Annotated in this window: 19 protein-coding genes; 8 read left to right on the top strand and 11 right to left on the bottom strand. The window is 51.8% G+C overall.

Annotated features, from left to right (window positions below; translation table 11 throughout):
• Window positions 1-14 precede the first annotated feature (14 nt).
• Window positions 15-1,856 carry a M48 family metallopeptidase gene (locus RBR60_RS00780; protein WP_320353711.1) on the top strand — a complete coding sequence of 614 codons (1,842 nt, stop codon included), beginning with the start codon at window positions 15-17 and terminating at the stop codon, window positions 1,854-1,856.
• A gap of 4 nt (window positions 1,857-1,860) precedes the next feature.
• Here the strand turns inward: RBR60_RS00780 and RBR60_RS00775 are convergent, their stop codons facing one another.
• The 3 genes from RBR60_RS00775 to RBR60_RS00765 all read right to left on the bottom strand — a co-directional run bounded on the left by RBR60_RS00775 (window position 1,861) and on the right by RBR60_RS00765 (window position 6,383).
• Entirely contained in the window at window positions 1,861-4,152 is a 2,292-nt protein-coding gene (locus tag RBR60_RS00775) for an ATPase, T2SS/T4P/T4SS family (RefSeq protein WP_320353710.1), read from the bottom strand.
• 72 nt (window positions 4,153-4,224) lie between these two features.
• A complete protein-coding gene (locus tag RBR60_RS00770; RefSeq protein WP_320353709.1) occupies window positions 4,225-4,449 on the bottom strand; it encodes a hypothetical protein in 225 nt (74 codons plus the stop codon).
• A gap of 47 nt (window positions 4,450-4,496) precedes the next feature.
• The gene (locus RBR60_RS00765) at window positions 4,497-6,383 is read right to left on the bottom strand and encodes an ABC-F family ATP-binding cassette domain-containing protein (RefSeq protein WP_320353708.1); all 1,887 of its coding nucleotides are present in this window, start codon (window positions 6,381-6,383) and stop codon (window positions 4,497-4,499) included.
• Window positions 6,384-7,051: 668 nt separating this feature from the next.
• On the opposite strand from RBR60_RS00765, the gene ppdK reads away from it, so the two are divergent.
• The gene (gene ppdK, locus RBR60_RS00760; protein WP_320353706.1) at window positions 7,052-9,766 is read left to right on the top strand and encodes a pyruvate, phosphate dikinase; all 2,715 of its coding nucleotides are present in this window, start codon (window positions 7,052-7,054) and stop codon (window positions 9,764-9,766) included.
• Window positions 9,767-9,898: 132 nt separating this feature from the next.
• Here ppdK and RBR60_RS00755 read toward each other — a convergent pair whose 3' ends face one another.
• From RBR60_RS00755 to RBR60_RS00745, 3 genes are all read right to left on the bottom strand, one after another.
• Window positions 9,899-10,318 (bottom strand): MaoC family dehydratase, encoded by a 420-nt coding sequence (locus RBR60_RS00755; protein WP_320353705.1) that lies wholly within the window; start codon window positions 10,316-10,318, stop codon window positions 9,899-9,901.
• Between the two features lie 201 nt (window positions 10,319-10,519).
• Complete coding sequence (gene phaC, locus RBR60_RS00750) at window positions 10,520-11,764, bottom strand: class III poly(R)-hydroxyalkanoic acid synthase subunit PhaC (RefSeq protein ID WP_320353704.1); 1,245 nt, start codon at window positions 11,762-11,764, stop codon at window positions 10,520-10,522.
• Window positions 11,765-11,855: 91 nt separating this feature from the next.
• Window positions 11,856-12,755 carry a poly(R)-hydroxyalkanoic acid synthase subunit PhaE gene (locus RBR60_RS00745; protein ID WP_320353702.1) on the bottom strand — a complete coding sequence of 300 codons (900 nt, stop codon included), beginning with the start codon at window positions 12,753-12,755 and terminating at the stop codon, window positions 11,856-11,858.
• Window positions 12,756-13,391: 636 nt separating this feature from the next.
• Between RBR60_RS00745 and RBR60_RS00740 the strand changes: the two genes are divergently transcribed.
• The gene (locus RBR60_RS00740) at window positions 13,392-14,126 is read left to right on the top strand and encodes a metallophosphoesterase family protein (RefSeq protein ID WP_320353701.1); all 735 of its coding nucleotides are present in this window, start codon (window positions 13,392-13,394) and stop codon (window positions 14,124-14,126) included.
• Between the two features lie 13 nt (window positions 14,127-14,139).
• Window positions 14,140-15,489, top strand: a complete 1,350-nt coding sequence (locus RBR60_RS00735) for a serine/threonine protein kinase (RefSeq protein ID WP_320353699.1) — start codon at window positions 14,140-14,142, stop codon at window positions 15,487-15,489.
• Here RBR60_RS00735 and RBR60_RS00730 read toward each other — a convergent pair.
• On the bottom strand, window positions 15,486-16,202 hold the full coding sequence (locus RBR60_RS00730; RefSeq protein WP_320353698.1) for a LysM domain-containing protein: 717 nt from the start codon (window positions 16,200-16,202) through the stop codon (window positions 15,486-15,488). The two genes, RBR60_RS00735 and RBR60_RS00730, sit on opposite strands and share 4 nt — an antisense overlap.
• 104 nt (window positions 16,203-16,306) lie before the next feature.
• On the opposite strand from RBR60_RS00730, the gene RBR60_RS00725 reads away from it, so the two are divergent.
• Window positions 16,307-17,158 carry a formylglycine-generating enzyme family protein gene (locus tag RBR60_RS00725; protein ID WP_320353696.1) on the top strand — a complete coding sequence of 284 codons (852 nt, stop codon included), beginning with the start codon at window positions 16,307-16,309 and terminating at the stop codon, window positions 17,156-17,158.
• A gap of 22 nt (window positions 17,159-17,180) precedes the next feature.
• Here the strand turns inward: RBR60_RS00725 and RBR60_RS00720 are convergent, their stop codons facing one another.
• Window positions 17,181-18,137 carry an alpha/beta hydrolase gene (locus RBR60_RS00720; protein ID WP_320353694.1) on the bottom strand — a complete coding sequence of 319 codons (957 nt, stop codon included), beginning with the start codon at window positions 18,135-18,137 and terminating at the stop codon, window positions 17,181-17,183.
• 181 nt (window positions 18,138-18,318) lie between these two features.
• Between RBR60_RS00720 and RBR60_RS00715 the strand changes: the two genes are divergently transcribed.
• Both RBR60_RS00715 and RBR60_RS00710 read left to right on the top strand, forming a co-directional pair.
• Complete coding sequence (locus RBR60_RS00715; RefSeq protein WP_320353693.1) at window positions 18,319-18,582, top strand: cytoplasmic protein; 264 nt, start codon at window positions 18,319-18,321, stop codon at window positions 18,580-18,582.
• Between the two features lie 13 nt (window positions 18,583-18,595).
• Complete coding sequence (locus tag RBR60_RS00710; protein WP_320353692.1) at window positions 18,596-19,795, top strand: aminopeptidase; 1,200 nt, start codon at window positions 18,596-18,598, stop codon at window positions 19,793-19,795.
• Window positions 19,796-19,851: 56 nt separating this feature from the next.
• Here the strand turns inward: RBR60_RS00710 and RBR60_RS00705 are convergent, their stop codons facing one another.
• A complete protein-coding gene (locus tag RBR60_RS00705; protein WP_320353691.1) occupies window positions 19,852-20,430 on the bottom strand; it encodes a recombinase family protein in 579 nt (192 codons plus the stop codon).
• Between the two features lie 452 nt (window positions 20,431-20,882).
• Between RBR60_RS00705 and typA the strand changes: the two genes are divergently transcribed.
• A complete protein-coding gene (gene typA, locus RBR60_RS00700; RefSeq protein ID WP_320353690.1) occupies window positions 20,883-22,709 on the top strand; it encodes a translational GTPase TypA in 1,827 nt (608 codons plus the stop codon).
• A 155-nt stretch (window positions 22,710-22,864) separates the two neighbouring features.
• On the opposite strand, the gene RBR60_RS00695 is transcribed toward typA, so the two are convergent.
• Window positions 22,865-23,065: a hypothetical protein gene (locus RBR60_RS00695; RefSeq protein WP_320353688.1), complete on the bottom strand. Its 201-nt coding sequence runs from the start codon at window positions 23,063-23,065 to the stop codon at window positions 22,865-22,867.
• Between the two features lie 72 nt (window positions 23,066-23,137).
• Window positions 23,138-24,235 carry a DUF3524 domain-containing protein gene (locus tag RBR60_RS00690; protein WP_320353687.1) on the bottom strand — a complete coding sequence of 366 codons (1,098 nt, stop codon included), beginning with the start codon at window positions 24,233-24,235 and terminating at the stop codon, window positions 23,138-23,140.
• Between the last annotated feature and the right edge of the window lie 66 nt (window positions 24,236-24,301).

Below are 24,301 nucleotides of genomic sequence, written 5' to 3'. Positions count from 1 at the left end.
GAAAATAGCCCCCCATGTTTCATCACCTCTTCTCCACCATTGCGGCGCTTGTCCTGGTCACCACCCACAGCCCGGTTGCGAATCCCGGAGCCGTTGGTCTTCGGTGGCTGTGTATCCTTTTTGGCATAACGCTTTTTTTTATGTTCATTGACCGTTGGAACCGCCGGGCCATGGCCCTGCCCCTTGGGGCCTTCCATGCAGGTTTTGCAGAGGCCTGTCACCGGAGGCTCCAGGTACAGACGGTCTTGCTGCTCATACTTTTTGCGCTTTTCATCCATATCCTGCATCTGCCCCTGTTGCTCTGCCCGGACGTCGTTGCTTGGGTATTCCCTTTTTTGCGGGATTTTTCCAGCATGGCCTTTTATTTTCTGCTGCAGTCCGGCCTATGGTTTCTCGCATCAAAATCCGCAGGCGCCTACACCGGGACCGACGCAAAGGCTTTTATCCGGGAGCAGATGGGGCTCAGCCTGCCCGCCCTTTTGCCCTGGTTTCTGCTCTCCGGTATCCATGATCTTCTCCTGCTATTGCCCTTTTCTGCCTTTCAGGAAGTTTTTAAAAGTACCCCAGGTCAAACCATTTATTTTCTTTGCCTTTTTCTGGCGATCTTTCTTTTTGCGCCCATTGGGATACAGAAATTCTGGAATTGCACTCCCTTGCCCCAAGGCCCCCTGCGCCATCGCATTGAGAAGGTTCTTCGCCTTACGGGTACGGGATGCCGGGATATTCTCATCTGGCCGCTTTTTGGCGGTCGCATGCTCACCGCAGGTATCATGGGGCCCTGGTCCCGTTTTCGCTATATTCTTGTGACTCCTGCTCTTTTGCGCCACCTCTATCCTGAAGCCCTGGAAGCGGTCATCGCCCACGAGGCAGGCCATGCAAAGCGCTATCACCTGCCCTTATATGTCCTGATCCTTGCTGGTTTTCTTCTGGTCTCCTGGGCCCTGCTTGATTTTTTTTATCAGGGCCTTCTGCTGGGTGCTTCCTTTTTTTTCCTTCCCCATCTGCCATTCCTGCCGCCCGCAGGTGTTGCCACAGGCCTTGCCATCGCCCTCACCCTTTTTTTCTTTTTCTTTTATTTTCGTTTTGTCTTTGGTTTTTTCATGCGTAATTTTGAACGCCAGGCCGATGTCTTTGCCCTGAGTGTCCAGGGTAGGGCCGATCATCTCATTCATACCTTTGAAATGCTGGGACAGCTCACAGGGCAGGATCCGGATAAACCCAACTGGCATCATTTCAGTCTTTCAGAGCGCATGGATTTTCTTAAAGCCTGTGAAAGGAATCCCCGGAAAATCCTTCAGCATGACGCCAAGGTAAGGCGCAGCCTTGCCCTTTACCTTTGCGGCCTTTTCCTGCTCGGCCTTGGCGGAGGATATCTGCATTTTACAGGCGCGGCGACGGAGCTGCGTCTGCGGCTTCTCACCCGCAGTCTTGAAGTGGAGGCAGAGCGGAGCCCGGAAACTCCTGGAGTCCTGCGTTACCTTGGGGATCTTTATCAGGAGCAGAAAGCCTGGGAAAAAGCCCGCAGCGCCTATCACAGGGCCCTGATCCTGACCCCTGAGGATCCGGAACTGCTCAATAACCTTGCCTGGCTTTACATCACAGCCGAGGACAGAAAGGTCGCGGATCCTGACCTTGGAAGCTATTATGCGGAAAAGGCAGTGGAGAAAAGCAGAGGACAAGAACCCCACATTCTCGATACCCTTGCCGAAGGATATCACAGAACAGGGCGCGCCACAGAAGCGCTTGGTTTTGCGGAAAGGGCGCTCTGGCTTCAAAGGGAGAGGGGCCAGGATACAACCTACTACGAAGAACAGCTCCGCAGGTTCAGGGTCCCGGAAAACCCGGATAGCCCCTGAAGTCTCATTTGATGCAGACCTTACGGACCTGGAGCAGATCTGTATTCCCGCCAAAGATTTTTACAATTCCATCCTGTTTGAGGGTTGTCATCCCCTCGGCAATGGCCAGCTCCCGGATTTCTTCCATGGGAGCCTTACGCTGGATGAGCCGTTTAATGGAATCCGAGCCCACAAGAAGCTCATGGAGTCCCATACGTCCGGCATAGCCTGTGTGGTTACAGCGATCACATCCCTTGGGTCTGTGGAGTTTCAGATCCTGAGTATATGAAAGTCCGGTTTTTTCTTCAAAGCCTTCTCCGTATTCCCGAACGATCTCATCATACTCAGACCGTGAGGGCTGATATGCTTCCTTGCAGTTTTTGCAAAGGGTCCGCACCAGACGTTGGGCCAGAATGCAGAGAATGGCATCGGCAAAATTGAAAGGATCCATTCCCATGTCCAGAAGACGGGTCACGCTCTCCGGCGCGCTGTTGGTGTGCAGGGTGGAAAAGACAAGGTGGCCTGTGAGTGAAGCTTCAATACCGATCTGCGTGGTTTCCTTGTCCCGCATTTCCCCTACCATGATGACATCCGGATCCGCTCTGAGAAAGGAGCGCATGGCCGCTGCAAAATCAAAACCGATTTTGGGCATGACCTGTACCTGACGAAGCCCCCTCTGGGTGATTTCAACGGGATCTTCCGCAGTCCAGATTTTACGTTCCGGCTTGTTTATATATCCTAAGGCCGAATGCAGGGTAGTGGTTTTACCGGAGCCCGTAGGCCCGCAGACAAAGATAATGCCATAGGGTTGTTCAATGGCCTGGATGAAATGCTCATAATTGCGCTGGGAAAAGCCCATCTTGTTCAGAGGAATGGGTTCACCCGCAGCGAGAATACGCATGACCACATCCTCCATGGCACCTTGGGTCGGCACTGTGGCCACGCGTAGTTCAATGTCTTTTCCACCGTATTTCTTGAACTTGATTTTACCGTCCTGGGGCTTTCTGCGTTCGGCAATGTCCAGATCCGCCATAATCTTGATTCTGGAAACAATGGCGTTCCTGTAGCTGTAGGGGATGGTCTGGTAGACGGCGCAGGCACCATCCACACGAATACGGACCTGGGTGCTCTGTTTGCCTGGATAGGGCTCAATGTGAATGTCCGAAGCGCCCCTGGCATGCGCCTCCAGGATTACTTTATTGACAAGCTGAACCACAGCGCTGCTTTCTTCGGAAACCCCGGCTTCGGCCTCTTCCTCCTCCTCCGCTGCTTCCTTGAGTTGGGAGATCAACTCATCAATGGATGCCCCATCCTGGTTCTGCTGAAAAAAACGGTCAATGAAGCGGAGAATATCATCATGAAAGCAGAAGGTGAAAATGGGGCTGTGATTGGGAAAAAGGGCGCGAACCTCTGAGAGACGCTGCAGGTCATGGGGGTTGTCAATGGCAATGAGGGGCTGGCCGTCCTCCGTACCCACAGGAACCCAGAAGTTGGCCCGCATGAATCCCACCTTAAGGCCTTCCAGCCATTCTCCGGGAATGGGGAGCAGATCCGTGTAAGCCTGATACCCGATCTTGTAAAAGCGGGCCAGTGATTCGCCCACATCTTTTTTGCTGATCTTTAAGTCCTGAAGCAGGATGCTTTCCACACTGGTCTTACGACTTCTCGCAAGGGTGACCGCATCATTGAGTTCCTTTTGGGTCATGATATGGTTTTCAAGAAGATGATCAAACTTGGTCACCCTGCGGCTGCTGGCCAGTCTTTTCTGATTGTGCAGGGCAATCCCCAGCACCTGCGCCAGCTCCGAGACATAAATTTCATCCCGCGCATCAAAAACCGTTCCGTTTTTGCGGTTAATAAGCTGCAAGGCCCCCAGCAGAAAGCTTTTATAGATGATCGGCACCACCAGAACCTGACGAGTGACAAAACCTGAACGCTTATCCCAGCTTTTATCAAAGGAAAGGATGGGGTCGATGCGTCTGAGCTCTCCTTCATCATACACATTGCCCACATTCACAAGCTTCTGGTTAAATACAGAATAGCCTGCAATGCTGTTGGTAGAGATGGGCACGCGGATTTCCCCGATTTCATCTCCGCTTTTAAATCGGGAAACAAGTTCCCGCTTGATACCATCCACATAATAAATGGTGAGACGCTCACAGGCAAAAAGCGAGGTGATTTCCTCTTTGAGATCAATGAAAATCTCATCAATGCGTGCGGCAGAGTAAATCTTATTGGTGATTTCCTGCAGGCGTGTCCGGTATTCGACCTCGGACTTGAGGGTTTGCACATCCTGGCTTTTTTCCACTGGGTGCATGATCCGCTCCTCAGAATACAGGTCCTATGGCTGCAACAAGACATAAAGGGGCAAAATACGGATGCAAAGAATCTATGCCTTGAAAAAACGATACCACAGTTTACGTACGCCACCGCCAATGAGAATGATTCCCATGAGATAAAAGCAGAGTCGTATGAAAAAACCAGAGCCTGCAAAAATCTCCATTTCAAGAATCCCCGGCATGACCTGGGGAATTCTGATGAAGACGCCAATACCTGCTCCGATGAGAGCCATGGCCCAGAGGATGTCCAGGGGATTTTTATTGTCTTTTGTCATCCAGCGCACTCCTTAGCAGTTTTAAAGCAGATTTTTTTTTTTAAAACTCAGGCATCCCCATCTCCCAAAGCCTGCATTTTTTCATCAAAAGAGGCCTTAAGATCTTCATAGCTCCGCGTGACTTCGTCCAGAGAGGTATAAAAACCGTCTATTCTGGACTGCATATGGGCTATGGATTTTGAGATTTCAGCCACTTTCATGCCTTCCCCGTTCTGGGCAAAGACCTGCATGTCCACGGTCAGGGCATGGAGGCTTTTTTCAGCATCTTCAATTTGTTTTTCCAGCGCATCCATTTTTTTTTCAAAGGGCTTTAAGGTTGCGGATTTGCGTTGGATGATTTCAGAGCGCATTTTCCGCAGATCCTTTTTGCTGGGCCCGCCCCTTTCCTGGGTTGCCTTTGCCGCAAGGCTGAGACTTGTGGTCATGGCACCCACCGAACGTCCTTCCTGTTCTTCCTCCCAACCGATTTTATCAAGAAAATCCTGATATCCCCCATCAAAAACCCAAGGCCCCCCTTCTCCGAAAACCACAAGGCGGTCTGCCAGGGCATGGAGAAACATTTCGTTATGGGTGACCATGACCACCGTACCTTCAAAGGCGTCAATGGCTTCCAAAAGGGCGTCGCAACTGTTCATGTCCAGGTGGTTGGTGGGCTCATCCAGAAAAAGCAGGTTGTTCGGTTTCACAAGGAGTCGTCCCAGCATCACCCGGCTCTTTTCACCACCGGAGAGGACGCGGATGGGCTTGAGGGCTTCATCCCCTTCAAACATCATGGCGCCGCAGATGTTGCGCGCCAGTTGGCGTTCGCAATCACCGTGTGCTGCCTGGATTTCTTCTTCCACGGTGCGGTTGGGATGGAGGTGGCTGATATGGGTCTGCTCATAGATGCCCGTCTGGAGCCCTGGACTCGGCGTCAGTACTCCGCTGTCAGGTTTTGCAATACCCGCAAGAAGTTGCAAGAGGGTGGTTTTTCCCCTGCCGTTTTTTCCCACAATGCAGACCCTTTCACCCGCACTGAGGGTGAGGGAAAAGTTTCGGATCAGGGGAGGCTGACCTTCATAGGCAAACTCGAGATCCTTTGCGTGGAGCATGTACCGGCCCTTGTAGGGTGAATATCGGAAAGTAAACTCAAGATCCCGGATGTCTTCCAAACGATCTCGTTTTTCCATTTTATTCAGTGCTTTGATGCGGGATTGCACCATTCCGGCCAGTCGGGCCTTGGCCCGGAATCTTCGGATGAACAACTCCATTTCTTTTCGGCGTTTTTCATCGTTGACGCGGGTCTTTTCATAGATTTCTTCTTCCTGGGCCATCTGTGCGTAATATTTTTCCGTGTCTCCCGGAACCTTGCGGATACGTTTTCGATGAATTCCCACCACGTGGGTGACAACACGATCCATGAAACTGCGATCATGGGTGATAAGCACAAGCTCCCTGGGCCAGGAAGCAAGAAAACGCTCCATCCATCGGATGGAGGTGATGTCCAGATAGTTGGTGGGTTCATCAAGGAGCAGGAGATCCGGTTCCGAAACGATGACCTTGGCCAGATGCACCCGAATCTGAAAACCTCCGGAGAACATTGAGGGAGAAGAGGCCATGTCCTTTTCGGAAAATCCCAGGCCTGCGAGAATTTTTTCCACTTTCCAGAGAGCGTCTTCTTCTCCCCTGGGCAGTCCTGCGGCAACTTCCTCACGGATGCTGGGGTGGGAAAACTGAAGATGCTGGCTTACATAGCCGATCCGATAATTTCTGGGAATGAGGATCTGCCCCTCATCGGGTTGGGTTTCCCCCGAAAGAATCCGCAGGAGGGTGGTCTTTCCATGCCCGTTTCTTCCCACAAGGCCAATGCGTTCGCGCGGGTTGATCTTGAAGCTGACATCATCAAAAAGATCCTGGTTGCCATAACTTTTTTTGAGGTGTTCAATCTGTATCATCTATACCCGTCCATGGGTTTGTCTGGATCCTGGCCGCGTGTTAAAAGGCATTTTTCATCTTTTTAAGGTGCCTTTTTTGAGTCCTCGTTCGCCTATTTGGGCATTCAGAGACCAAAGGGAAGACACAAAGGCCGTATGCGGCAAAAGGTCCATCTACCTGTTCCCCGCAAAATTTCAAATCTTGAACATACCACGCCTTGGGTCATGGGGAAAGCAGCATGGAAAAGTATTTTTAAACGTCAAAGCCTGGGGCCTGGGGAGGAAAAACCTTGTTTTTCCTTGACTTCACCTTTAAAAATCCTTAGAGAGACCCTGATTTCTGGTCCCTGGCATCCTGGTCGGCATTCATCCCCCCTTCCCGCTGATTCTCCCTAGAAGAAAGGGATTTTGTGGATGCAATGCGCAGATCCGTATATTTCTTTCTTGTATAATTTTTCATAACCAATGGAATATACAGTAAAAAATACCAGTGGAATCCCGTCCGGGGTAAAAAATATATTTTTTACTACCATCCGTGGAAAGGGCATTGGCATCTTCAGCCATAAAAGCATCTCTCTTTGCTTGTCCGCGCCATCGCCATCCTGGCTGTGGACTTTGGAAACGGACCTTACGCCCACAAAAAGACACTTTTATCAGGCTTGCTGTTTTTTGGAAAGGAAGGAAAAAGCATGACGACCTACGTTTACGGTTTCGGTAACGGAAAGGCAGATGGCGATGCGACCCAGGCCGATCTTCTGGGCGGAAAAGGTGCCAATCTTGCGGAAATGGCCCAAATGGGACTCCCCGTCCCTGCAGGATTCACCCTGAGTACGGCCTGCTGTAACGATTTTCTGTCTTCCGGCGGAGTCTATCCTTCGGCGCTGCGTGAGCAGGTGAGTGCCGCACTGAAGCATGTTGAAGACGGCATGGGCATGAAATTCGGGGATGCTTCAAATCCTCTTCTGGTTTCTTGCCGCTCCGGCGCCCGTCAGTCCATGCCAGGTATGATGGAAACCGTACTCAATGTGGGCCTTTGTCCCGATACCATCCCGGGCTTGATCAAAAAAACCGGTAACGAACGTTTTGTCTATGATGCCTACCGCAGGCTCATCATGATGTATTCCGATGTGGTTATGGAAAAAGCTGAGGGCATTGAGCCTGTTGATGGCATGGGCATCCGCAGCCAGCTGGATCATATCATGGAAGCGCTGAAGGAGAAAAAAGGCTACCTCAGCGACACGGACATCCCCGCAGAAGAACTGAAAGCTCTCTGTGAGACCTTCAAGGAAAAGGTTAAAGAAGTTCTGGGGGTCGCTTTTCCTGATAAGCCCGAGGATCAGCTCTGGGGATCCATTGGTGCGGTTTTCAAGAGCTGGAACGGCCGTCGGGCCATTGCCTATCGCCGCATCGAAGGCATTCCCGATCAATGGGGAACGGCATGCACGGTGCAGAGCATGGTCTTTGGCAACATGGGATCCACATCCGCCACAGGCGTTGCTTTCACCCGAAATCCGGCCAACGGAGAAAACCGCTTTTATGGAGAATGGCTTCCCAATGCCCAGGGTGAGGATGTTGTTGCAGGTATCCGTACCCCCAATCCCCTGAACACAGATACCAAAAACGACCAGAATGCCCACCTGCCTTCCCTTGAGGAAGAAATGCCCGCTGTTTATCAGGAACTCTGCACCATCCGGGAAAATCTTGAAAAACACTACCGGGATATGCTCGACATCGAGTTTACCATCCAGGAAAAGCGTCTGTACATGCTCCAGTGCCGTGTGGGGAAAAGAACAGGTCCTGCGGCCCTGAACATGGCCATGGACATGCTCACCGAAGGCCTCATTGACGAGAAAACCTGTGTCATGCGGGTCAAGCCCGCCCAGCTTGATGAACTGCTGCACCCGGTTGTGGATCCTGACCATGAAAAGTCGGCCCCTCTCATCGCCAAAGGCCTTCCTGCAGGACCTGGAGGCGCTTTTGGTCAGATCGTATTTACTGCCCAGGATGCGGTGGACTGGCAGAAACAGGGCAAACAGGTGATTCTCGTACGCGAGGAAACCAATCCCGAAGATGTGGAGGGCATGCGTGCGGCCGAAGGCATTCTTACCGCACGTGGGGGGATGACCAGTCATGCCGCCCTGGTAGCCAGAGGCTGGGGAAAATGCTGCATCGTGGGAGCCGCCATGATTCGCCTTGACACCAGGGCCAAGGAGATGCGCATCGGAGGCAAGGTCTATAAAGAGGGCGATGTGGTGACCCTCAACGGATCCAAGGGACTTGTCTATGAAGGGGCTCTCAAGATGGTGGACGCCACGGAAAACCCCAGATTCAAAGCCTTTATGTCCATTGTGGATAAATACAGAACACTTGGAGTCCGCACCAATGCGGATAGCCCCCAGGACACCCGCGTCGCCCTGGAGTATGGCGCCGAAGGAATTGGGCTTTTCCGCACCGAGCATATGTTTTATGGAACAGACTCCGAAAAACCCCTTTTTCTCCTGCGCAAAATGATTCTCAGTGATACGGAGGATGAGCGCCGTCATGCCCTGGAAGAACTTTTCCCCTTTATGAAAAAGGACATCCGGGAAACCCTGGAAACCATGGACGGCATGCCCGTCACCATCCGCCTTCTGGATCCCCCCCTGCATGAGTTTGTTCCCCATGGGGAAGCGCACCAGAAAGAGCTGGCCCTGGCCCTTGGTATTGATGTGAGTGATGTGGCCAGGCGGGGGGCGGAGCTGCAGGAAAGCAATCCCATGATGGGGCATAGAGGCGTGCGTCTGGGGATCACCTACCCGGAAATTACTGAAATGCAGGTCCGGGCCATTCTGGAAGCTGCGGCCGAGCTGCTCCGTGAAGGAAAAAAACCACTGCCGGAAATTATGGTCCCTGTCACCTGTGATGTGAAGGAGCTGGTCATTGCCAAGGCCATCACAGACAAGGTTTATGGGGATGTTCTGAAAGCCTTCAACCTTACTGCCATTGACTACAAATATGGCACTATGATTGAAATTCCCAGAGCCGCCCTTCTGGCAAACAGGATGGCGGAGATTGCCGAGTTCTTCTCCTTTGGCACCAATGACCTCACCCAGATGACCTTTGGTTTCAGCCGGGATGATACCGGCGGTTTCATGTCCGAATATCTGGATTCCGGCATTCTTGAAGCCGACCCTTTCCAAACCATTGATCAGGATGGGGTGGGCCAGCTCATCCAGTATTCCGTTGAGCGAGGACGGAAAACCAGACCGGATCTGAAAATCGGGATCTGTGGCGAACAGGGTGGAGACCCTGCCTCCGTGGCGTTCTGTTACGCGAACGACCTCACCTATGTGAGCTGTTCTCCCTTCCGGATTCCCATCGCCCGCCTTTCCGCAGCCCAGGCGGCTCTGAGGGCGGCAAAATAAAAAAGGATTGCAGCCTTCGCATGAAGCGCTGCAACCCTTTGGTATTCCATTGAACCTTGCATGCGCTTTCCTGAAAAGGGGGCGCATGCTTTTTTCTATGTCCGCTTTCCCAGAATGAAACAAGGGACAAGATCAGGCTTTCGGCGGACTCATCAGGGCTTCCCCGTCCACCACCAGAACCCCTTCCTGATTGGTGCAGGTGGTTCTCAGGGTCACCCGATTCTTTTCAAGCACAAGGCCTGTAATCTCTGCCTTTGCTGTGATGGTATCTCCAATGCGCACGGGCGCAAGAAACTTCAGTTCCTGGCGCAGATAGATGGTACCTGGTCCCGGAAGTCGGGTGCCAAGGACCGTAGAAATAAAACCGGCACTCAGCATACCATGGGCGATGCGGGTTTTAAAAACCGTATCCTTGGCGTACTCCTCATTGATGTGAGCCGGGTTGAAATCACCCGTAATTCCTGCAAACTGGTAGACATCACTTTCGGAAACGGTTTTGGTGAATGTGGCGCTGTCTCCGATGGCCATCTGCTGAATGGTCAATCCTTTCATGCCTGCTCCTTATTTCTTATATTCAGCGGGAATCTTATGTTGTGATCCATTGCAGAACAGTATTCGCCTGGATCGGTTTCTGAGAGTACGGTTAAAAAAATACCCGCCCCCAACCGCTGCAAAAAACGACCACTCTTTGAAGATACAGCCCAAGCCTTTGAGGCGGTCTTTTCCCGCAAAGGCTTGGGGTTTTGGCATTTTTTAGATTTTTCCTGGGGATTTTGCGGCATAGGACTTTTTATCCGAAGCACCACGGCCTTTGCCCGCTGGGGAGGCATGGCTCTTTTTTTCTTTACGGATGCCCTCGGTCACCTCTTCAGGCCTGGACTGTTCCAGGGCTTCGGTAAGGGATGCGGTTTCTGCCGGAGCATCCCGCTCCAGGAGCCAGCGTGAAATGGTGGGGACAAATTCATTCTGGTATTTGGAGCTGACGTAAATTCCGATATGGCCCGTATCCAGGCAGAGGTCCTTTGTATCCTTGCTTGCTACCCTGCTTGTGATCTGTTCGCTGGCCGCCGGGGGAACCAAGTGGTCAAAGCGGGCATAAATGTTAAGAACGGGCATGGTGACATTCTGAAGGTTCACAAGGTGGGGGCCCACCTGCATCTTGTTTTGGATGAGAAGATTCTTTTTATAAAGGTCTTCGATGAACTGACGAAAGGTTTCTCCGGGCACATCCGGACTGTCATAAATCCAGCGTTCCATGCGGACAAAGTTCTCCACAAAGGCCTTATCCCCCAGATTCTGAAGGAAGGAGCGATATTTATCGATCATGAGGCGGGCGGGGTTGAGAAGCAGAAAACCAAAATTCATCAGGTCGCCCGGCATATTGCCATAGTTTTTCAAGATGGAATCTGCATCCAGGTCACGCATCCAGACATGGAGCAAGCCTTTGTCATGGTCAAAGCTTGTGGGCGTTACGGTGAGGACAAGATTTTTCACCTTTTCAGGATGAATGGCTGCGTAAATGGTACAAAAGGTACCGCCCATGCATATTCCCATGAGATTGAGACATGGGGCCTTTTCCCGTTCCCGGATAAAGTCCACCGCATCGTCCAGGTAGACATTCACATGATCGTCTATGGTGAGAAACTTGTCCTTCTGGGTCGGATAGCCCCAGTCCAGCATGTACACATCCATGCCATCGGCAAGGAATTTTTCGACCACACTGCGACCAGGTTGCAGATCCAGCATGGTTTCTCGGTTGATCAGGGCATAAACCACAAGGATGGGTGTTTTTCTGGGTGCCTTGTCCTTCGCCGTTGACCGATAGAACTTCAGCCGCACCCGGTCTTCCTGCCATACAATTTCGTAGGGTGTGCTTGCAATGTTGTCATCAAGGGCGCTGAGCAAAACATCACAGGCATCCTTGAGATAGGCTTGCGTCTTTTCCGTGTTGTTTTCAAGGTCTGTGAGAAATTTATCCGTCAGTTTACCCATATCCATATTTGTTATCCCCCGTTACTTGGTGCTGCCTGTTCCCGACAATGAGCGCCTGCACTGAAAACTTCAAGGTACCTTTCATCCGGCCTGTTCTTCAGGCCTGCGGGTGACGTGCCTTTTCCAGCTCCCGAATCCGCCGCTTCAATGCATAGATTTCTTTGTAAAGCTCATCCATTTCTGAGCGGGTCGGTATGGGAAAGGACTGGAGGGAATCTTCGATGATGGCATCCTTGGCGGACTTGAATTCTCCCATGGCTGCCAGTGTTTTTCCCAAAACGGATGTGTATTCCGGAGAACGGAAGAGTTCCATGTAGTGGGATTCCAGTTTCTGCAGCCAGAGCCTGTAATATTCTTCCTGGTCGTCGGGAATACGCCCTTCCGCCACCATTTTTTCCAGGTCCTTCTGCATCTGCAAAAAACTCTGTTCCATGGGAATATAGAGGAAGTGGAGCAGCTCAATGGCATTGCCATGGAAAAGACTGAAACGATCCAGGGCCGCCATCATCCGTTCCTGATACTCCCGGCCGAGACCTACCTGGGGAATATGGAAAATTTTACGGATTTCCTTTTCATAGATTTCCTGCCAGGCATGGAGAAGGTCACTTCCCGTTCCTGCGGAGTCCATGACTTCAAACACCTCGCCAAGTTTTTCCGTATTTTCCATAAAGCGTTTTTGGATGAAGTCGGTCTGCTTCTGGAAAACCTGCATGAAGCGGCCTACCGCCTCAAGCTGGGCAGACATATCTGCGGGGTCAAAACCCGATTCATTTTTTTTCTGCATACCATCACCCAGATTTTCCATAATTTTACGAAAGATATCCCAGTTTGCCGTCATGGTCTGCGCGACATTCTGCTGCATGGATTCCGCATGTTTTGGAAAGTTTTCCGAAGCTCCCCTGAGGGTTTCGGAAAAAGATCGCCAAAATTCACCTGTGGCCTGTGTCCATCCCTGAACCGCATTGGAAAAAAACGTTGATTCCTGATTTTTTGTCATTGAACCTCCTGTAAAGGTACGGGATCTGTTATGCATAATCTGTCAGCATCTGTCCGCTACCCTGATGCAACTTTCAAGCCTTGTGGATTTAAGCTGCTGTATGATAAAGATCAGCAAGAATTCTGGGCTGTCAAGGAAAACGCATTATTAAACGTCGGACAACCCCAGGCCAGTACATGGATAAGCCATATCCAACTGAAATTTATATGCAGAGATTGATCTTGGACAAAAAAGTTGGGTGGTTTGTCTGTAATGGTCAGGCAAGGAATCTGCCGGGCTTGCAAAAGGAGTAATTTGGAACTGAAGTCAGTAGGGTTGTGGAGGATGACCTGAAATGTCAACTGATTTTGTATCAATATCGTAAATAATCGGCAAGGTCTATAGGAAGTTTTCACAAAATGCTCGGGATTTTTTCCCGATGCTTCCTTGCAGTCTCAACTTTATGTATCATAAGTTGAAATGCTATGTATAAAAAATGAATATTCATATAGAATAACAACAACATGAAGCATGCATTGGTCGATCATGCACAAGATATGTGTTTGTCTCCGATTTTCCTACCTTGGTGTCCGTTTTCTTACCACCTTGTAAAGGTGCAACAAAAAACCCCGCTGATCTGGCGGTTCGGGTGAAACGATGCAATCAAGACCCCTTGCCATTTTGTCCGATATCCATGGGAACAGCGAAGCCCTTAGCCAGGTTTTCGCGGATATGGATGCCATGGGGATAGACCGGGCTGTCAGCCTGGGAGATAACATCGGCTATGGTCCCTGGCCCAATGAAGTGGTTCGCATGCTCCTTGCAAGAAAAATTCCTTCGGTCATGGGCAACCATGAGTCCGCTGTCTTGAAGGTATCTGAACAGAGGTGGTTCAATATCAGTGCGCGCCAAGCCATTGTGCAGACACGTCGACTGCTGGATGAAGCCACCCTCCGCAGCATCAGCGCCTATCCCTTGAGTCTTTCCATGGAAAACCTGCGCTTTGTCCACGGATGCCCGCCCGCGGACATCCGGACCTATCTTTTTCAGAAAGAAGAATCCGAGCTTCCAGGTCTTTTTCAGGTTTTCGGCGAAGCCATCTGCTTTGTGGGCCATACCCATGAGATTGGAGGCATTCTCTGGAATGGCAGCGAGATTGTGCGCAAAAGTCCTGGAAAAATTCCCTTTACTCTGGAAAAAGGGGTCCGTGCCATTATCAATTGCGGTAGCGTGGGCCAGCCGCGCGATGGGGATAACCGGGCAAAGTACGTTATTTATGTACCCGCATCCCGCTCGCTTTTTCTCCGTAAAGTGACCTATGACGTGGAGCGTACCGCTGCGGCCATCAGGCGGGTCGGACTTCCGGAAGTGTATGCCAGACGGCTTGGATGAGGAGACTATATCCGTGCGAAAAATCGGAAAATACCAGATAACCGGTGAACTGGGCAGGGGCGGCATGGGCAGGGTTTTCAAAGTCATGCATCCGGAAATTCCAAGGATTCTTGCGGTTAAGGCCTTTGCGCCTCATCCTTTTCTCATCTCCGCAGTGGGAAAGGAGGAGCTGCTTTTGATGTTCAGGGAAGAAGCATGCAAGATGGCAAGCCTTTCCCATCCGAACCTGGCTTCTGTCGAGGATTTTTCCTTTGCCCCGGAGCCCTATTATACCATGGCCTATCACCCCAGGAGCTTGGGCTTGCTCATGGGAGAAAAGGGGGATCCGGAAAGTCCATGCCGAAAACTGGATCCTGATTCCGCCATCCATTTCCTGCGCGAACTGCTCAATGCACTGCATTGTTTGCATTTTTACGGAATGATCCACAGGGATGTAAAACCCTGGAATCTTCTCCTCAACGATGCCGATACCCTGATTCTCGGAGATTTCGGCCTGAGCCGTCTGCGTCATGAAGTGACCCGGACACCGACAAATATTAAGGTCGGATCTCCGGGTTATGCGGCGCCGGAGCAGGAAAAAAACGCGGACAGCGCGGATGAACGATCGGATCTTTACAGCGCGGGGGTGGTGTTTTACCGCATGCTTACCGGACATTTTCCCGAAAAAAAAAGGATGGAAAAAGAGCTTCCTCAGCCTGTGGACCTCTGGATGTCATTTCTTGGGCCAGCCCTTGATTCTGACCCGGAAAAACGCCATGAAAACGCAAAAGGCATGCTTCGGGCCTTGGAAATCGTTGCTTCTGACTGGACCGAATTCAAGGAAAAAGAATGCCTTTTCTTCCCATTCAGGGGAAAGCCCTTGCAGGCCCCCGAAGGAATCATAGGGCTCCGGAACACACCTTTGCGGACCGGAGTGGTGGGAAACCCCGCGCTGAGTCTCGATGCGGATTCGCTGTTTTCTCCGGCCAGATCTTTTTTGAATCGTTTCATGGAAGCCTGTGACCCTGCGGTGGTACGTGATGAAACCACAGGCCTTCTTTGGGAAAAATCCGGAAGCCCCTTTCCTGTGAACAGGGCTGGGGCTGAAGACTGGATTCGGGCAGCCAATACAAGGGCCATGGGAGGAGAGAGGAACTGGAGATTCCCAACGGTTCCGGAACTCTTTTCACTGGTAGGGGATACGCCCGCAGATCGCCCCCGTTGCCAGCAATCCCCGATGGATCCACGCCAGGCATGGATCTGGAGTGCGGATACCCGCAGCCACATCAGCGCCTGGTTTGTGGATCTTGTTCGGGGTTTCACAGCACCCATGGACAGAGATGGGCGCTGTTTTACACGGGCGGTCTGCGGTCCCTCATCCTAACGGGGAATGACAAGCCGCTGGCCCGGATGGATGGGGTCGTTCTGGCGCATTTTATTGGCGCTGAGCAGAGCATCCAAGGATACGCCATGGTTTCTTGCAATGCTGTACAGGGTATCGCCTCGCTGTACCCGGTATTCCGAAACCGCACCGCCCTCTGTTGGGTGTGGAGTCGGGGATTTACGGGTTTTCAGGGCCGGATCCCCCTGGGATACAGCCGTGGATGGCGGTACCGCAGGAGAGGAGAGGGCCGCACTTTTTTCCACAGGCGCACGTGCCGCGGGAGCCGAAGCAGCGCCGGAAGAGCCCTGGAATCCGTCCAGCTTTTTGGACAGAGCCGCCATCTGCGCAGACATATCGGCATTGAGTTTCCGGATCGCAGCCACAAGCTCCGCCTGTCCTTCCTGTCCCCCCTCCCCGGTTTCAGCAAACATGCGCTGCATGCGCAGGGCTTCCACACTTGCAGCAAGCCTGTCCAGGCGTTCGGAAATTTGCGTAAGATCCAGAGAGGCCGGGTACCTCTGCTCGGGCACAGGATCGGCTTCTTTTCCCGGAAAAAACAGCAGAAACAGCACAAGAACCACTGCCAGTCCGGCTCCCAGCCAGACAAAGGGCATTTCTATGCTGCGGTGCCAGGGTCTTTTCCCTGGGGGGGGGCCAAAAGCCGGTTCTTCCGATGAGGAAGAATCCAGATTGGCGCGAATCCTTGGATCCATAAAACCTCCTTATGCATATTTTCCAGGGTTGGCATTGACCCCGTTTTCACAACGTGTAACCATGCCATTGGAAAATCGGAAAATCAAGTTGGGAGAACAATGAGATGAATGTCCTGACCCTCCGCCCTCTGTCTGTGATCCTTCTCATCCTTTGCATGCATGGTTCTGCATGGGCCTCCGGCGTTTTCACCAACAGCATTGGTATGCATTTTGTCTTGATTCCTCCGGGAACTTTTCAGATGGGAAGCCCTTCTTCTGAAAAAGGAAGGCAATGGGACGAAAAACAGCACACCGTAACCCTTACCCGCAGTTTTTATATCTCCACCACGGAGGTGACCCAGACCCAATGGTTTGATGTGATGGGAACCACACCTTCGGCCTCTTTCCGTTGCGGCGGAGATTGTCCTGTGGACAGCGTCTCCTGGAATGATATCCAGGAGTTCATCCGCCGTCTCAACACCATGGAACAGACCCGGAATTACCGCCTGCCGACGGAGGCGGAGTGGGAATATGCCTGCCGCGCAGGTAGCCAGACGGCTTTTTTTAATGGTCCCATACAGGAAACCACATGCACGCCGCTGGATCCTGTACTTAATGAGGTGGGCTGGTATTGCGGGAACTCGGGCTTACAAAATCCGGCTTATGACTTCAAGGTTCAACCCGTGGCGCGGAAAAAACCCAATGCCTTTGGCCTTTATGATACCCATGGCAATGTCATGGAGTGGTGTCTGGATGCCTGCGAAACCCGCTCCAGTTTCAGTCGCAGGGCCGGAGTGTTCACAGACACCTATGAAGAGGGAATTCGGGATCCGCTGTCCCGCCATGGAAGCCGCCGGGTGGTGCGGGGAGGATCCTTTCTTCAGAGTCCGGAGCACAGCCGCAGCGCCAATCGCAGCGCTTTTCATCCGGATGTCCGGCGAAGCTATATCGGCTTTCGGCTGGTACGCATGCCCTGAGAGATGGGAGAGGCGCTGGTTTTTACACCTGGGCAGGAAGCTTTGGGAAAAAACCCTGTTGTCTTCCAAAAACATCCACATGCTGCCAGAGCATCTGGCGGATTTCGGCTCTTTCCATAAAGAGTTCATGGCGCCCCTTGGGAAAAGAAACGCAAATGCCTCTGGGGAGAAAGGTGCAGGCTTTTCTATGATCTTTCGGCCTCACCACCTGATCCGCTTCGCCGGAAAGCATCAGTATGGGGGTGTCGAGTTTTTTTTTCTTCAGCTCCTGCCAGAGCTGATCCATGGAAAGGGAGGCTGCGTGCAGCCAGCCCAGGGTGGGAGCCCCCATCTGCATGGAGGGATGCTGGATAAGAAAATTCTGGAATCTGAAAAAATGTTCGGGATCTCCGGTGAGATTGTTTCCTTTGAAAGCCAGATCCGCACGAAAGGGGCCACCTGCCGGGATATAGCGGTCTTCAAGCCCCATGGCCCTGGCCCTCGTGCAGATTTTTCGCACAAGCCCGTAGGGCAGCGGCCAGGTATCAATGGAAAACATGGGAGATTCCAGAATGGCCGCGCATACCCCCTTTGCGCCGGAAAGAAGATGGCGCAGGGCAAGGTGGGATCCCATGGAATGGCCCATGAGCACAAGGCCGCCGGGTTGAAGGGGCGTAACCACAATCTGGAGGATCCGCTGCAGATCATCCAGGTAAAGGGCAAAGTCCGTCACATGCCCCTTGTGAGAATCCGGCAGCATCCGGCCGGAACCTCCCTGACCACGCCAATCCTTGCGCAGTACGGCCACTCCCCTTTCCAAAAGGGCCTTTTGCACCCGGTCATACTTGTCCAGGCATTCCGCCCGACCGGTAAGAAGAATGACGATGGGATCCCCGGCATGCCATTTTGGAGGAAAACCTATATGATAGCGCAGAGGCAGGCCATCACAGGCACCCAGAAATGCGGCTTCTTTCACCCATGCGATGGGTTCTTTATTCATGTTATGGCTCCGGATATTCTGACAACATGCGCGCCCGCCCATAAACCTTCCGGCCTTGCCTTTCAAAGAGACTGTGATACATTTGTCCGATAGATTTCCGTATAGTAATATTCCAAAGGACTGTCTCCTTAGGATGCAGCCTGCGGATTTTTATGGAACCTTTCACCCCTGAGGAGTTTTCATGGCAGAAAAACGCCATTCTCACACACACGTTGAAACCTACGAAGGCATTGGTGCCTTTGGTCTTGATCGTCGCTCGGATGAAGAAACCCTTGCCTTTCTCCTCCAGAAATTCTCCGACGACGCCTGTCTGCAAGCCCTTTTGCCCCGTTTTACGGATGAGGAAATGGAAGCCTTGCACGACCTCATCTACATAACCCTGAAGCGTCATTTTTCCGAGGATGAATACCACGCCCTTTTTCTGAAAGACAAGCATCATCACTGAATAAGGAAGTTTTATGTCCACATCTCTTCTGAATCGCTACGCGGAAGTGCTGCTCTGGGCCTTGGATACGGCCCGTAAGACTCCAATTTCCAAAGAGGATATGGTTCTGGTCCGCTACCATGCTCCCGCCCTCCCTTTGGCAGAGACACTTTTTGATAAACTGCTGGAAAGGGGCGCCCATCCCATTCCCCGCGTCGTTTTGTCGCCTGCCATGGAGGAAAGCTTCTATGGGAAGGGATCCGATGCTCAGATCGGCTTTCACGCGCCGGGTGAAAAGGAGTTTTTTTTGAGCTTGAACGGCAGCATCACCCTGCATGCGCCGGAATCCCTCACCCATCTGGCAAAAACAGATCCTTCGCGTATCGCCTACTTTGCCCGCAGTCGCAAGCCCTTCAAGGACATATTGGATGAACGGGATGCAAGGGGGCAGTTCGGATGGACCCTTTGCATCTATCCCACCGAGGAGTTGGCCCGCCAGGCGGGTCTTACCCTGGAAGCCTATGAAAAACAGGTGTTTAATGCCTGTTTTCTGGATATGGAAAATCCCGTGGAAAAATGGCAGAGCATCCTTGAAAAGGCCGATCGCTTGAAATCCTGGCTGAACAGTTTGGACGTGCAAAAGTTTCATATCGAGGCCAAAGGTTGCGACCTTCTCATCACGCCGGGAGATCAACGGAAATGGCTCGGGCTTTCCGGTCATAATATTCCGAGTTTTGAGCTTTTTATCTCTCCGGACTGGCGGGGGGTGGAAGGTACATTTTATGCGGATCAGATTTCTTTCCGGAGCGGACACAAGGTTTCTGGCGTACGTCTGGAGTTTGCCGGAGGAGAAGTGGTGCGGGCAAGGGCGGATGAGGGAGAAAAATTTTTACATCAGCAGCTGGCAACAGACACGGGAGCCCGGCGTGTGGGAGAATTCTCCCTGACGGATAAGCGTTTCTCGCGGATTAACTGCTTTATGGCCAATACACTTTTTGATGAAAACTACGGAGGGGAATGGGGAAACTGCCACATTGCCGTGGGTTCTGCCTATGCGGACAGTTTTACGGGAGATCTCAGCACCCTGGGGCCTGAGGAAAAGAAGGCTTTGGGCTTTAATGACTCGGCTCTGCATTGGGATTTGGTCAACACCCAACCCAAAACAGTGGATGCCCTCCTCCATTCGGGTAAACGCATTCGCATTTATGAAAATGGACTCTTCATGCATCCTTAAAATCCCGGACCAGGAGCTGCCCTGCTGGTAGCCCCTGGTGTGAACTGTAGGTTTTATCAGGATGTTCTGCAGAGCCTGTGGATGGTCTGGGCGTGCCACTTGCCTTTATTGGAAAAGGTTGGAACCTGATTTTTTTCAAGGTATTCCGCAATCTGATCATAGGTGGCACCCTCCTTGCGCATGGCGCGGATGCGTTGAACAATACTTTTTCTCTCCTCTGGAGAAACTTTTTTGGGTATGGGCATTGCCGCCTCTTCGCCATGGGCTTCCCTGGCAAGGTCGGGCAGGGGGCGGCTGGGCGTACGTTCGAGGAAGTCCTGGCACAGAGGGATGAGTTTTTCCAGCATGGCGACCTTGCGCTCTTCGGATTCCGCAAGCCGCTCCCTGGCATCCGCCATGCGCAGGGTGGCCTCTCCCATCCCTTGCAGCAAGCCCTGAATCCCCAGAAGAACGTCACCAATGCCCTGAAGAAGTTCGTCCGTCGTCTGGTAGGAGATTCTTTTCTGGGGCGTTTTGCGACGGTCCGGCCCTGTTCTGCGGTCCGGGTGGGGATAGGAAGAGTCGTAACTTCCCCTGGCGCTTCCCTGGGAACGATCTTTCTGGCCGGAGCGGAGATTTTTCAAAAATTCGTTCATGATTTTCTCCTTTATATAAAAGGATGGCGTCGGCGCAGGGCCTTGGGGAAAAGATAGCCATCGTGCAGAAAAAGGACAGACCTCCATCCTGAATAATCGGCGTCTGGCATTTTTTGCCCCGCAAAAGAGCAAAAATAAATTCTTAATGAAATCTGAAGGATTTAAAAAAATATACAGGATATAAATAGGAATTGTCAATTCCATATTTTTTCAGGTATAAAAAGCGGTTTTTGATTCTTCCGTCCAGAATCGCGCCCGGACATGAGGATTGAAAAGGCAGAACCTGGAAACCATGAGGAAAAATAACATTCTGATTTCAAAAATGTACGACCGTCTATCGGTGGAACCACACCACCACAGATGGATTCCAGTCTTGGTTTTCTTTCAGACTCCGCTCTTCTTTTTTTCCACACCTTACATCCCGCAAATGCGGGGAGGCTCTCAGGAATTTTATGTCATTTGAAACCTTACACTTGCGAAACATTGCCATCATCGCCCATGTTGACCACGGAAAGACCACTCTGGTGGACAGCATGTTTCGCCAAAGCGGCGTTTTTCGACCGGATCAGGAATTTGCGGACCGGATCATGGACAGCATGGACATTGAACGGGAGCGAGGCATTACCATTGCCGCCAAAAACTGCTCTGTCCGTTACGGAAATACAAAAATCAATATTCTGGATACTCCGGGCCATGCGGATTTTGGCGCTGAGGTGGAGCGTGCCCTTTCCATGGTTGATGGCGCCATCCTGCTGGTAGACGCCGCAGAGGGCCCCCTGCCCCAGACCCGCTTTGTCTTGAAAAAAACCTTTGAAGCCAATCTTCCCGTCATTGTGGCCATTAATAAGGTAGACCGTCACGATGCGCGTCCTGCGGAAGTTCTCAATGAAATCTATGACCTTTTCATTGATCTGGATGCCACCGAAGCCCAGATTGATTTTCCCTGCCTGTACACCATAGGACGGGACGGCCGCGCCGGTATGACGCCTGAGGGGTTGGGAGCGGATCTTACCCTTCTCTTTGATACCATCCTGGGCCATATTCCCCCTCCCAGAGTCAATCCCGGAGGTCCCTTTTCCCTTCTTGTTTCAGATATCGGATATTCGGATTATCTGGGTCGCTTGGCCATAGGTATGATCCGGAGCGGCAGCCTTAAAAGCCGCATGCCCATTGTACTTGCCAATGCTGATGAGGCGCTGCTCCCGTTCCGCCTCTCTTCGGTTCAGATCTATGAAGGTACTCAGCTCGTTCGCGTGGAAAGCGCGGATGCTGGTGAAATTGTGGTGGTTTCCGGAAACAATGATGTGGAAATCGGAGATACCCTCACCATCACGGAAACCCCACTGATCCAGGCCCGCATCCGCGTGGATGCGCCTACGGTGGCCATGCGTTTCACCACCAACAATTCTCCCCTGGCCGGACGTGAAGGCAGTCTTGTTCAGTCCCGCAAAATCCGCGAACGCCTGGAACGGGAAACCCAGCGGAATGTGGCCATACAGCTTGAAAATACGGATGACAAGGACACCTTTCTTGTCAAGGGTCGTGGAGAATTTCAGATGGCCATCCTCATTGAAACCATGCGCAGGGAAGGATTTGAGCTGTGCGTTGGAAGGCCTGAGGTGATTTTCCGGGAAGAAAAGGGGGTTAAAACCGAACCCATGGAAGAAGTTTTCATTGATTGTGATGAAACTTTCATGGGCGTTGTGACGGAAAAGATGTCCATCCGCAAAGGCCGCATGGAGTCTTTGGTGAACAACGGATCGGGTCGGGTGCGCATGCACTTCATTGCACCTTCCCGCGCCCTGATCGGATACAGGGACGAGTTTCTCACAGACACACGGGGGACTGGTATTCTTAATGCCCTTTTTGCCGGATATGAACCTTATCGCGGCGATTTCCCCTGCCGCTTTTCAGGATCCCTGGTGGCGGATCGTTCCGGAGTGGCTGTGGCCTATGCCCTCTTCCACCTGGAGCCCAGGGGAGAACTGTTTGTAACACCAGGAACCCAGGTCTATGCGGGAATGATCATAGGTGCCCACGCCAAGGCCAATGACCTGGATGTCAACCCCTGTAAAGAAAAGAAACTGACCAACATGCGGGCTTCAGGAAAAGACGATAATATTCTCTTACGGCCGGTCAAGCCCATGACTCTGGAATCCGCCCTCCAGTTTATCTCTGAAGATGAGTTGGTGGAGGTGACTCCCTTGAGTATTCGTCTTCGCAAAACCTATCTGAATTTTCAGGATCGTCAGAAACATAAAAAACAAAAAGACGTCTGAGCCATGGACTTTATGGTTTCACAATAAGGACAGACAAGGCCCAATCTTCAGAAATCTGCGTCAACGCACTTCAGACCCTCAGAAATCGTTGACGGATTTTGGAGATTGGGCTTTTTTTTTGTCACAAAAAGGCCTCTTTTGACCTGAGGCGTGTCTCAGGGGTAGTTTTCAGGGTTTTCCACATAAGCCTCAAAATTTTTTTCCGCAAGAAAGCGCGTGAGCATCAGATTCAAGGTCTCCGCTGGATCGGGTTTTTCTCCCCGCTCCCGGGCCAATTTCTTGGAATTTAGTACAACAGCAGCCAGGGTTTCCGCACTTACGGAAATATTGGCATGAATCATTACGGGTGCACTCACAAACAAACTCCTTATCCTCTGAATTTACCTTCCTTGTCCGATGAAAAAGAATTGCCTGGCAAAGAAGTCCGCTCAGTTCTTTTTTTGAAGGACCATCTGTCTGAGCGCATAAGCAAAGAAAGCGCTCTGATGTTTCCAGTCAAAACGTTTCACCCAGCATGCAAGCCCCTGGAATGATCTTCTTTGTTCCGGAAGGGAGGTGAGCAACCAGGCGAGACGTCCCTCCAAAGCTTCATCGTTTACATACAAAAGATCGTCATGAAAATCCACAGGCAGAATTTCCGGGTAGGAAAGCCTTCTGGGCAGCAGGGGAACACAGCCTGCTGCCATGGCTTCCACGATGGCCATTCCGAAGTTTTCCTGAATGGCTGTACTGACAGCGATATCTGCCTGCATGAGACGGCGTGCATAGGCCTCGCGTGTTGCAGGATAATCCCATCCCACAAGGCAGGTCTTAAGATCTGACATGCCCTGGACAAAAATATCCGGAATACGAAGGTTTCGGGCGCCGAGAAGCAGGAGACGAAACGGAATTTTTCTCTCTTGAAGCCTACGCAGGGCATCAAAAAAGACCTTGGGATTTTTATCATGTTCCCACCTGTGATTCCATACGATACAGGGGGGTTCCTGAGGCGGCGTCCTTTGCATGGGACTGAAAATAGCCAGATCGCAGCCCGGATAGAGAACCAGGCTTTTTTGCCGGATTCCTTCCAGGGTCCAGGTAAGCCGCGGTTTTGGAAAACGACTGAGAACCCTTTGTGCGCTTTCAAAAAAACGATCTTTATGGGATTGGGAGTTGAAGGCAAGGGCGTCCGCGGCAAGGGCGGAAGTGAGATCCGTTATGGCGGGATGGAGATCCGGCGTACTCAAAGGGGAAGGCGGGTAGTCAAACTGGTTTTCATGGAAATACAGAAAAATCGGGGGACAGGTCGGCCCTGCAAGTCCCTTGAATTCAGCCACGCCCAGCATATTGGTGGTAAATATCCCATCATAGGAGGCAAGATCCGGCAGTTCTTTGAGAAAATGCAGGGCAGCGGCGCGCATGTGCCATTTCCAGTGACGGGCGGGAAGGGTCCGCACGTCCATACTGTAAGGCAGGCAGGAAACCAAGCCATCAAGAAAGGCCTTATGGGATCCGCCGTAGTAGGCTTCCAGCATCAGAAAACGCATGCCGTTTTTTCCTTGTCTGATTTTCAGGTGGCCCCATGAAAGAAAAAAGGAAGTCAGGTCACGGGT

This window comes from Desulfobotulus sp., from assembly GCF_034006065.1.
Lineage (GTDB): Bacteria > Desulfobacterota > Desulfobacteria > Desulfobacterales > ASO4-4 > Desulfobotulus.
Note: the sequence above shows the minus strand (reverse complement) of the source record. Positions and strands in the feature narration are given on the sequence as shown.